We start from the raw sequence: 9,405 nt of genomic DNA, 5'->3' as shown, positions 1-9,405 counted from the left end.
GCCCCGGGGCGCTCACCGGGCCGGGCCCAGCCCGACCAACCCCGCCGCCGCGGCGCGCAACCCACCACCCACGTCACCGGCGGTGCCGAACCCGCCTCAGGCCGTACGGCACCGCCGGACACCACCGTCGTGGCACATCACCGCCGCGGCGGAAGAAAGGCGCACCCCCCGCCGGAGGCGCCCCGCGCCGCCATGCCGGGCACCGGCGCAGGAGCCCGCACCCCCCGCCGGAGGCGTTACGCCGCGCCCGCCGGTTCCAGGGGGGCCAGCGCCAGCGCCCTCGCGCCGCGGCCCGGGGCCATGTCCAGGCGGGCCAGGACCGCGGGGACGGCGATGGACGGCATGAGGTGCTCGTAGAGGACGATCGCGCGGCGTTCGAGGTCCGCGCGGTCGGAGACCGACTGCGACAGCGCGTTGATGCCCCCGAACGCCCCCACGATCAGCTCCGCGACCTCCGGCGGCACGACGTCCGGTAACACCTCCCCCCGCTCCTTGCCCTCGGCAAGCAGCCGCGTGTGGAGCTCGATCCACCCGGTGAAGGGCCCGTTCCGGTGCAGGAGCGCCGCGGAGCCGTGCTCCATCGTCAGCCGTACGCTCCCCCGCAGCACGGGGTCGACCAGCAGCTGGTGGGCGAACACCATGCCGAGGTCGACGAGCCGCTGCATCCGGCACCCGCCGGGCAGGTCCAGGAGCGCGGACGTCGCCTCGGCCTGGGCGTCGATGACGGCGAGGGCGAGGTCCTCCTTCGAGGGGAAGTGGAAGTAGAGCGCCCCCTTGGTGACCTCCGCCCGCGCGAGGATCTCGTTGATCGTGGCGGCGTCGTAGCCCCGTTCGTCGAACACCACCGCGGCCGCTTCCAGGATGTTCTGTCGCGTCCTGATCGCACGGTCCTGCTTGGCCACGGCACGCCTCCGAATCGATGGACCCGCTCACCGCCTCGGCGCGGTGGAGGGCTGGGCATCCAGCGGCCGCAGCCGGTACCGGTGGCGCGCCCGCGGCGTCGAGCGTATGCAGCACACCCGCGTCAAGGGAGGAGAGCGAACCAGCCAACGTGTATTTATGGGAGCGATGAGTCTCACCGGAACCGCGTTCTTCGCCGCGCTGGCCGCGGCGACGGCGTGCGCCGTGCTGGCCACCCTTCTCCTCTGGTCGAGGGTTCCGGGCCCGGCCCCCGCCCGCTGGCTCGCGCGCGTGCTGCTGATCGGGCTGTGCCAGGTGACGGCCATCTGCGTGGTGGCCGCGTGGATCAACACGAGCTACGGGCTGTACGCGTCGTGGGACGACCTGCTGGGCCGGGCGGGCGGCGCCGGCCCGGTGGCGATGCCGGGGCCGCCGCCCGAGCGCGCCCGCTTCCTGCGCGGGGACGCGGGGATGCAGCAGACGTACGTACGGGGCCCCCGTTCGGCGCTGTCGGGCCAGGTGATGGTGTGGACGCCGCCGCAGTACGACGAGCCGCGCTTCCGCCGCACGCCGTTCCCCGTGGTGATGCTGCTGCACGGCATCCCCGGCTCGCCCCAGTCGTGGCTGGACCAGGGCCACATGCCGGCGGACTTCGCGAAGCTGCTGCGGTCCGGTGCGACACACCCGTTCATCCTGGCCGTACCGGTGATCAACCCCGGCGGGCTGGACACGGACTGCGCCGACATCCCCGGCCACAAGATCGCCACCTGGCTGTCGACGGACGTCCCGGACGTGATCCGGCACCACTTCCGTACGGCGAAGGGCCCCCGCTCGTGGGGCCTGCTGGGCATCTCGACGGGCGGCTACTGCGCGGCGAAGCTGCCCCTGCAGTACCCGCGGGTCTTCGGGGCGGGCGCGGCCCTCGACCCCGATCCGCTCAACGGCGCGCAGGGCGCCCTGACCGACCCCGGCCTGCGGGAGCGCAACAGCCCGACGTGGCTGGTGGCCCACACGAAGCCGACGGGGACGGATGTCGGGCTGTTCCTGGCGACGTCGCGGCAGGACCGCTCCAGCCCGCCGTCCCTAATCGAACAGTTCGAGCAGGCCGCGGCCGGCAGCGGCGTACGGCTGCGGACGATGCTGGCGCCGGAGGGCGGCCACAACTACCACACCTGGATCTCGATGTACCCGGCCGCGTTCGCCTGGCTCAGCGAGGAGCTGACGGGGCCGGGCGGTCAGCCGCCGGGTGGTCAGCCGCCGGGCGGCACGGCCCCGGGCGCCGAGCCCCCGGGCACCGAAGCGGACGCCGAGACCGGCACGGAGACGGGCAGGGAGGCGGGCACGGAGACGGGCAGGGAGAGGAACGCGGAGGCGGGCACGGACGCCGAAGCGCCGGATTCCGGTACCTCGGACCCTTAATTGCTGACGTCCTGGGGGAACGTCATCTGCTTCCCCATCCATTCCAGCGTCGGCCCGATTTCCCGCCGCCAGGTGGTGAAGTTGTGGCTCCCCGTCGGAAGGATGATCTTCGCCGCGGTCATCGGCTCCTTCACCGCCTTGAGGAATTTCTCGGTCTCCTTGAAGTTCTTCTCGCCTTCCTTGCTGCTGGTGACGAGGACGGAAACGCGCGGCGCGGGCAGGTTCTGCAGCCGCCAGATCAGATCGTGCTCGCGCTTGTTCTTCTCACCCTCCTCTCCGTCGCCGAAGAGGTTCCCCGTGGTCAGATCATTCTTGATCTTGTAGTCGGCGGAAAGGGCGCCCGCGACGGGAAAGGTGCCGGGCTGCCGCATGGCGAGTTCGAGCGCGCACGTGCCGCCCGAGGAATAGCCCATGACGCCCCAGGCGCTGGGCTCGTGGCCGACCCGGTAGGCGCTCTTGAGCGCCTCGGGCAGGTCCTTGGTGAAGTACGTCTCGGACTGCGGGCCGCCGGGGACGTCCACGCACTCGGTGTCGCGCGGCGGGGCTATCGTCGGCCGCACCATCACGATCACGGTCGGCTGCATCCTGCGCTCGGTGATCAGGTCGCTCGCGGTCTTCGGCACCTTCAGGAAGTGGGAGAGGTTGGTGATCCCGCCGGGATAGCCGCTGATGGCGATGATCACAGGGAAGCGCTGGCGCTTGTACTGCTCCTGGAAGTACTGCGGCGGGAGGTAGACGAACGCCGGCTCCATGACCCCGGCCCGGCGGGCGACCAGGCGCACCGACTCGACCGTGCCGACCTTCTCCTTCGGCCCCTGCGGGATGTCGGTCCTGTCGAGGCCCTCCGTGCCGGTGTTGCGCACGAGCCCGCCCTTGCCGGCCTCGACCGGCGCGGCGTTCGCGCCGCCGTTGTCGGTGACCTGGGTGACCTCGCCCGGCGAGCGGTCGTACTTGCCGATCAGCTCGCCCCACGAGCCGTAGAAACTGTTGGCGGAATTCACCGCGAGCAGCACCGAGGACATGATCGTCAGCTGGGTGACGAGGATCGCGCCGAGCCGGCCGAGCAGGGGCAGCGCTCCGCGGCCGGAAAGCCGCGGCCAGAGCCAGAGGGTGAGACCCACACACACCACGGCGACGAACACCACCGTGTACAAGAGCGACCTGCTGGTCAGGCCCATGCGCCCCTCAACCCCCTGCCCCGTGGTGGGTACTCGTGTTCGGTAAAGCGATACTCACCGATGAAGAGGCCGGAATGGGTGGACAGGGTTGCCCTGCACCGATTTCTTACCCTGCTCTTGTCCTGTGCGTGTCCTGCCGGCTCCCTGCCGTTATCGCGCCGGAAACCGGTCCCGGCGGCGGGTGGGCGGGGGTTCCGCTGGGCAATAAGGGCGCATGGGTGACGTCTTCCTTCGCAGGCTGAGCCGCTGGCAGGCCGACCAGTACCGCGATCAGCTCGCGGATCTGCACGCCACGGCGTACGACGTTGCGGCGCACGACGTCGCGTCGTACGCGGAACCGCAAGGCCATGGACACGGCCACGGCGGTGCCGGGCACGGCGGTCCCGGGCAGGGAGAACCGTACGTCCCGCCCTTCCACAGCCGCAGCCGCTTCCGGGAGCGGCTCGCCGAGCACTCCGCGCGGCCGGGCTTCGACCTGGTGGTCGCGGACTCCGGCGGGCAGCCGGTCGGCTGCGCCTACGGCTATCCGCTGCCGCGCGACAGCGCCCGGTGGCACGGCTTCGACGGGACCGTCCCCGGGCAGCTGGCGGAGCTGACCGCGGCGGGCCGGGTCTTCGCGGTCGCCGAGCTGGTGGTCACCCCCCGCGAGCGCCGCCGGGGCATCGGGCGGCTGCTGCACGACCGGCTGCTGTCCGGCAGCGGCGCGGCGCTCGCGGTGCTGGTCCTCTCCCCCGCGGACGCGCACGCCGCGGCGGCGGAGGCGGCCCGCCGGTCCTGGGGCTGGCAGCCGGCCGGCCGCCTGCGGCTCCCCGCGGCGGGGGACGTGGGGGACGCCCTGGAGGTGTTCGTACGCCCGCTGCGCCGCTGACCGCTCGCCGCGAGCACGGAGCGGAGACTGAACCGGTACGGGGTGACGCCGCTGCGTCGGCACGCGGCGAACGCCGCGCCCGGCCGTGGCGAACGCCGCACCCGTACGCGGCGAACGCCGCCCCCCGTACGTGGCTTGAAACCGTCGTTGCCGCCGCCGCGCCCTGACACGGCGTGAACTTCCTTGGCCCCAACTGGGCGTAGGCGCCGTCCCTCGTGCGTGGGGCGGCCGGGAGTGCCTCGCGAGGGTCTGAGCATGCGGGGAATAGGGGGGCGGCTAGCCTTACGTCACCGTCCCCCAGGGGGATGTATACCCGCAACACGGACATTTCATAGCTCCCGAGACACGTGAAGGACTACTCCACATGGGCATTCGGAGTCTGCTGCGGAACGCGTTCGGCCGGTCCAGGACAGCGACGGCCGAACGAGACGAAGCGAGCCCGCGCCTGCAGAGCGCGCCGCCGTCCGTGCCCGCGCCCGCCCAGGAGCCGGACCCGGAGCCGCGCGCCGAACCGCGTACCGCACCTCGTACCGCACCCGGGGGCGCGTCCCGTGCCGAGGCGGCCGCCGAGCCGGTCGTGGCCCGGCCCCGCACCCCCGCGGAGGAGACGGCCGCCGAGCCCGTCCGCGCGCCGGTGCCGCCGCAGCAGGGCGGCGGGGGCTCCGTGCGGGTGACGGAGCCGGCCGCCGAGCCCGCGCTCGGCGAACCGGACGACGACCGCATCCCCGACCCGGGCCCGCTGGACCCGGTGCCGCACCCGGGCCCGACGCCCGGTCCGCGCCCCGGCCCCGGGCCCGTCCCGCCGGAGCCGAGCCCCGAGCCCGAGCCGGAGCCGACGCCCGTCCCGGCGCCCAAGCCCGTCCCGCAGCCCGATCCCGCCCCGCGGCCGGACCCCGAGCCGGTGCCGGAGCCCGCTCCCGGCCCGGACCCGATCCGCAAGCCGGAGCCGGCGCCGGGCCCGTCGCCGGAACCGGCCCCCGCGATGCCGCCCCGCGACGAAGCCCCCGCCGGGAGCCCCGCGCGGACCGCCGGCCGGGCCGCCGGGGAGGGCGCGGCCATCAGCCTGGAGAAGGTGGAGCAGCGCGCCCCCGGTCTGATCAGCCTCTACAAGGAGGCCGGCGCTTCCCTGGAGAAGCAGGGCCTGACCGGGCAGCGCGCGGCGGTCTACCTCGTGCTCGACCGTTCCGGCTCCATGCGCGAGTTCTACAAGAACGGCACGGTCCAGCACCTCGCGGAACAGGCCCTCGGCCTGTCCGCCCACCTGGACGACGACGGCACGGTGCCGGTCGTCTTCTTCTCCACGGACGTCGACGGCGTGGCGGAGGTCGACCTCGGCAACTACGAGGGCCGCATCGGGGAACTGCACTCCTCCATGGGCCACATGGGCCGCACCAACTACCACTGGGCGATGGAGGCGGTGATCGAGCACTACAAGAAGTCCGGCTCGACGGCCCCCGCGTTCGTCATCTTCCAGACAGACGGCGGCCCGTACAGCAAGGCGGCCGCGGAACGGGCCCTGTGCGAGAGCGCGAACCTGCCGATCTTCTGGCAGTTCGTCGCCTTCGGCGACCCGGACGGCAAGGGCTTCGACTTCCTCCGCAAGCTGGACGACCTGCCGGTCCCGGAGAAGCGCGTCGTGGACAACGCGGGCTTCTTCCACGCGGGCCGCGACCCGAAGTCGCTGACGGACGCCCAGCTCTACGCGGAGCTGATGGTGGAGTTCCCGGACTGGCTGAAGGAGGCCCGCGCGGCGGGCATCATCGCGGACTGAGCCCTTCCGGGGCGGGCAGCGCGTCCGCCCCGGAAGCTCACTCCGGGGCGGAGGGCCGCCCTACCGGCCCGGCGCGGGGAACTCCACCGTCACCCGCAGGCCCCCGCCCCGGTTCGGGACGGCGCTCGCCCGGCCCCCGTGGGCCCGCGCGATCGACTCGACGATCGACAGGCCCAGGCCCGTACCGCCGCTGAGGCGCTCCTTCCCCTGCCCGCGGCGGAACGGCTCGAACAGGGCCGGGATGTCGGCCGCCGCCACCACGGGCCCGGAGTTGCGGACCACCAGCCGGCCGGGTTCGACGATCACGTCGACGTCGCCGCCGGGGTGGTTGTACTCGACCGCGTTCCGCAGCAGGTTTCCGGCGAGCTGCCCGAGCAGGACGCGGTTGCCCCGCAGCGGCGCCCGCTCGCTGCGCACGGACAGCCGCACCCCCGCCCGCTCCGCGCGCCCCGCGATCGCCGCGGTCTCCTCCGAGACGACGTCGGCGAGGTCGAGGGGGTCGCGGCGCTCCAGGCCGCGGTCGCTGCGGGCGAGCAGGAGCAGGCCGTCGATGAGCCGTTCGGAGCGGCGGTTGGCCTCCAAGAGCGTGGTGCGCACGTGCGCGAGCTCCTCCGGGGAGGGCTCCCCGTCCAGCCCCACCTGGACGGCCGTGCGCTGTACGGCGAGCGGTGTGCGCAGCTCGTGCGAGGCGTTGGAGATGAAGCGGCGCTGGCTTTCGAAGGCGCCCTGGACGGGGCGCAGGCAGCGGCCGGCCGTCCACCAGCCCACCCCGACCGCCAGCAGGGCGGTGACCAGCAGCGCCGCGGCCGACCACATGACCAGCTGCTGGGAGGCGGCGGCGCTGACGTCGCCCGAGATGCGGGACGCCGTCCAGGCGCTCACCCGCTCTCCGGGCCGGACGAGTTCGACGGGCACCGCGTTGCGCGCGATGGTCGTCGCCCGCTCCTCGGTGCCGGCGCGCGAGAGCAGGTTCACGGTGAGCAGGAGGGCCGCGCCCAGCACGAGGAAGATCCCGCCGAAGGCCACGGCGATGCGCGTACGGGCCGTGGGGAACGGCCTCCTCACGGTCTTCACAGGGCGTACCCCACGCCCTGCACCGTACGGATCAGCGCCGGTTCCCCGAGCTTGCCGCGCAGCTTGCTCATCGCGACGCGCACCGCGCCGGTGAAGGGGTCGGCGTGCGCGTCCCAGGCGCGCTCCAGGAGCTCCTCCGCGCTGACGACCGCGCCGTCCGCCTCCAGCAGCAGCTGCAGGATGGCGAACTCCTTGGGCGAGAGGTCCAGGGCGCGGCCGTCCCGGTCGGCGGTGCGGCGCACGGTGTCGAGCCGCAGGCCCGCCTTCTCCAGCAGCGGCGGGGCCGGGCGGGCGCTGCGCCGCCGCAGGGCGCGCACCCGCGAGATCAGCTCGGGGAACTCGAAGGGCTTGGGGAGGTAGTCGTCCGCGCCCAGGTCCAGGCCGGCCACCCGGTCCTCCATCGAGCCGGCGGCGGTGAGCATCAGGATGCGGGTGCGGGAGCCGCCGGCGACGAGGTGCCGGGCGACGTCGTCGCCGTGCACCCGCGGGAGGTCGCGGTCGAGGACGACGACGTCGTAGTCGTGGAGGGAGAGGTAGGCGATGGCCGCGTCGCCGCTGTAGACGGTGTCCACGGCGAAGCCGGCCCTGCGCAGGCCCGTCGCGACCAGCTCGGCCAGTATCTCTTCGTCCTCGGCGACCAGTACCCGCATGATCCCGTCCGTCTCCGTTCGTCTCCTCCGGGGCCCGGGGAGAGCGGCAGCGCTTTCCCCTCCCAGCATGCGGTGTACAGGAGGACATGTTTCGCAAACCTCTCCAACGCGCTTCCCGCGCCCCCGGGGAGCCTCCGCGCGCCCCGTGCACGCGGTTACGGTCCGCCGACCGAACGACTACTGTTGGTAATCACAGAGTCACTCTGCGGATACGTTCGGACGCAAGCGGATACAGGAGCCCAGTCATGGCCGTTCCCGGCGAGGCCGTCCCCAGCGAGGAAGGCGAGGTGCGGACGTCCCACGCGGGCACGTTCGCCTCCCTGCAGGACGCCGTCGACTTCGTCACCCTCCCCCCGGGCGAGGGCAGCGGCGAAGCCGGCTTCTCCTACCGGGCCGACGGCCAGGTCGACGTCGTCTACTTCCACTGACGCCGCTGGCCGGCGCTGTCGGACCGGGCTGCCGGCCGAAGCTTCCTCCGGGGCATCCGCCGGGGCTTCCTCCGGGGTCCTTTGAGAGGGAGGGGGAACCGGGTGGCGGGAGGGGCAGCCCCCGCCACCCGGTCACAACGCCTGCACGGGCCGTACCGGCTACGGCCTGCACGGGCCGTACCGGCTACGGCCGGGCTGGAGCACCCGCTACGGGCGGGGCGGGAGCGCGCCCAGGGCGGCCGAGGCCCGTTCCTGCCGGGCGTCGAGATCCGCCTTGACCGCGGCAAGCTCCTTCGCGTTCCGCTCGATCTCCCGCCGCTGGTAGGCCGCGTCGACGGTGAACCACACGCCGACCACGTTGTGCTCCTTCTTGCACCGCGCGTCGGCCGTCGCCGCCTCCCGCTCCTTCGCGGACGGCCGGGGCGTGCGCCAGGCGGGGTCGCCGCTCGCCTCCAGCGGATCGCCGTACGAGCCGAAGCCGTGTCCCTTCATGCACTGCGCCCACCGGGCGAGGACCCGGGCCACGCGGGGGTCGCGCCTGGCCTGCTCGAAGCTGCCGGCGTTGATCCGGTCGGCGACCGGCGCGTCGCCGCCCGCCTCCGCCCCGTCCGCGCCGAACGCGGCCCGCGCCTCGCCCAGGCAGCCGCCCGCGGGGACGGTGCGCCCGCCCGCCTTCTGCCCGCCCTTCGCGGCGTCGCTGCCTGGCTTGGCCTTCGGATCATCCGTGCCGGTCAGCACGGTGGCCGCCTCCGCCGGGAGGGACGGCGGCGGCTGCGGGGGCGGGGTCTGCGTCCGCGGGCTGCCGGGCGGCGCGAAGCCGTAGCGGGCGGCCTCGGCCGGATCGGTGACCCCGTAGCGGTACTGCGTACGGCTCCCGGGGCGGAAGGGGACGGACGGGGCGGGCGGCCGGTAGGCGATCCCGAAGCGGCTCATGCAGCGCTCGACGAGCGTGCGCCGGGCGTCGTCCAGGCGGTCGGCCTGGTCGTTCGTGAGGAGATAGGGGTCGATGGGCAGGGAGCGGGAGGCCGCGGACTCCATCGGCGGAAAGACCGCGGACTCCATCGGCGGAAGGACCGGAGCGGAAGGCCGCGGCCCGCCCCCTTCGGCCCCTTCGCCC

General features: G+C 73.8%; 9 protein-coding genes. 4 read left to right on the top strand and 5 right to left on the bottom strand.

Annotated features, from left to right (window positions below):
* Positions 1–236: 236 nt before the first annotated feature.
* A complete protein-coding gene (locus tag ACSNOH_RS30725) occupies positions 237–902 on the bottom strand; it encodes a ScbR family autoregulator-binding transcription factor (protein ID WP_436724725.1) in 666 nt (221 codons plus the stop codon).
* 166 nt (positions 903–1,068) lie between these two features.
* Between ACSNOH_RS30725 and ACSNOH_RS30720 the strand changes: the two genes are divergently transcribed.
* A complete protein-coding gene (locus ACSNOH_RS30720; RefSeq protein WP_436724724.1) occupies positions 1,069–2,319 on the top strand; it encodes an alpha/beta hydrolase in 1,251 nt (416 codons plus the stop codon).
* Here ACSNOH_RS30720 and ACSNOH_RS30715 read toward each other — a convergent pair.
* The gene (locus tag ACSNOH_RS30715; protein WP_436724723.1) at positions 2,316–3,497 is read right to left on the bottom strand and encodes an alpha/beta hydrolase; all 1,182 of its coding nucleotides are present in this window, start codon (positions 3,495–3,497) and stop codon (positions 2,316–2,318) included. The two genes, ACSNOH_RS30720 and ACSNOH_RS30715, sit on opposite strands and share 4 nt — an antisense overlap.
* Before the next feature lie 214 nt (positions 3,498–3,711).
* Between ACSNOH_RS30715 and ACSNOH_RS30710 the strand changes: the two genes are divergently transcribed.
* The gene (locus ACSNOH_RS30710) at positions 3,712–4,365 is read left to right on the top strand and encodes a GNAT family N-acetyltransferase (protein WP_436724722.1); all 654 of its coding nucleotides are present in this window, start codon (positions 3,712–3,714) and stop codon (positions 4,363–4,365) included.
* 364 nt (positions 4,366–4,729) lie between these two features.
* The gene (locus tag ACSNOH_RS30705) at positions 4,730–6,136 is read left to right on the top strand and encodes a VWA domain-containing protein (protein WP_436724721.1); all 1,407 of its coding nucleotides are present in this window, start codon (positions 4,730–4,732) and stop codon (positions 6,134–6,136) included.
* 60 nt (positions 6,137–6,196) lie between these two features.
* Here the strand turns inward: ACSNOH_RS30705 and ACSNOH_RS30700 are convergent, their stop codons facing one another.
* Both ACSNOH_RS30700 and ACSNOH_RS30695 read right to left on the bottom strand, forming a co-directional pair.
* Positions 6,197–7,210, bottom strand: coding sequence for a sensor histidine kinase (locus ACSNOH_RS30700; protein ID WP_436724720.1), 1,014 nt, complete (start codon positions 7,208–7,210; stop codon positions 6,197–6,199).
* The gene (locus ACSNOH_RS30695) at positions 7,207–7,860 is read right to left on the bottom strand and encodes a response regulator transcription factor (protein ID WP_436724719.1); all 654 of its coding nucleotides are present in this window, start codon (positions 7,858–7,860) and stop codon (positions 7,207–7,209) included. Before ACSNOH_RS30695 ends, ACSNOH_RS30700 begins: the two co-directional genes overlap by 4 nt.
* A gap of 245 nt (positions 7,861–8,105) precedes the next feature.
* On the opposite strand from ACSNOH_RS30695, the gene ACSNOH_RS30690 reads away from it, so the two are divergent.
* On the top strand, positions 8,106–8,288 hold the full coding sequence (locus ACSNOH_RS30690) for a hypothetical protein (RefSeq protein WP_106675610.1): 183 nt from the start codon (positions 8,106–8,108) through the stop codon (positions 8,286–8,288).
* A 207-nt stretch (positions 8,289–8,495) separates the two neighbouring features.
* Here ACSNOH_RS30690 and ACSNOH_RS30685 read toward each other — a convergent pair.
* The coding region (locus tag ACSNOH_RS30685; protein WP_436724718.1) for a hypothetical protein at positions 8,496–9,405 on the bottom strand (910 nt) is incomplete at its 5' end.

This window comes from Streptomyces sp. URMC 127, from assembly GCF_051386535.1.
In the GTDB taxonomy this organism is placed as follows: domain Bacteria; phylum Actinomycetota; class Actinomycetes; order Streptomycetales; family Streptomycetaceae; genus Streptomyces.
The sequence above is the reverse complement of the archived record's forward strand: the minus strand, read 5'-3'. Positions and strand labels throughout refer to the sequence as shown.

Bases quoted from the DNA above. Each gene is read 5' to 3' on its own strand.
- ACSNOH_RS30720 (WP_436724724.1), top strand. From the start codon at position 1,069: ATGAGTCTCACCGGAACCGCGTTCTTCGCCGCGCTGGCCGCGGCGACG.
- ACSNOH_RS30715 (WP_436724723.1), bottom strand. From the start codon at position 3,497: ATGGGCCTGACCAGCAGGTCGCTCTTGTACACGGTGGTGTTCGTCGCC.
- ACSNOH_RS30710 (WP_436724722.1), top strand. From the start codon at position 3,712: ATGGGTGACGTCTTCCTTCGCAGGCTGAGCCGCTGGCAGGCCGACCAG.
- ACSNOH_RS30705 (WP_436724721.1), top strand. From the start codon at position 4,730: ATGGGCATTCGGAGTCTGCTGCGGAACGCGTTCGGCCGGTCCAGGACA.
- ACSNOH_RS30695 (WP_436724719.1), bottom strand. From the start codon at position 7,860: ATGCGGGTACTGGTCGCCGAGGACGAAGAGATACTGGCCGAGCTGGTC.
- ACSNOH_RS30690 (WP_106675610.1), top strand. From the start codon at position 8,106: ATGGCCGTTCCCGGCGAGGCCGTCCCCAGCGAGGAAGGCGAGGTGCGG.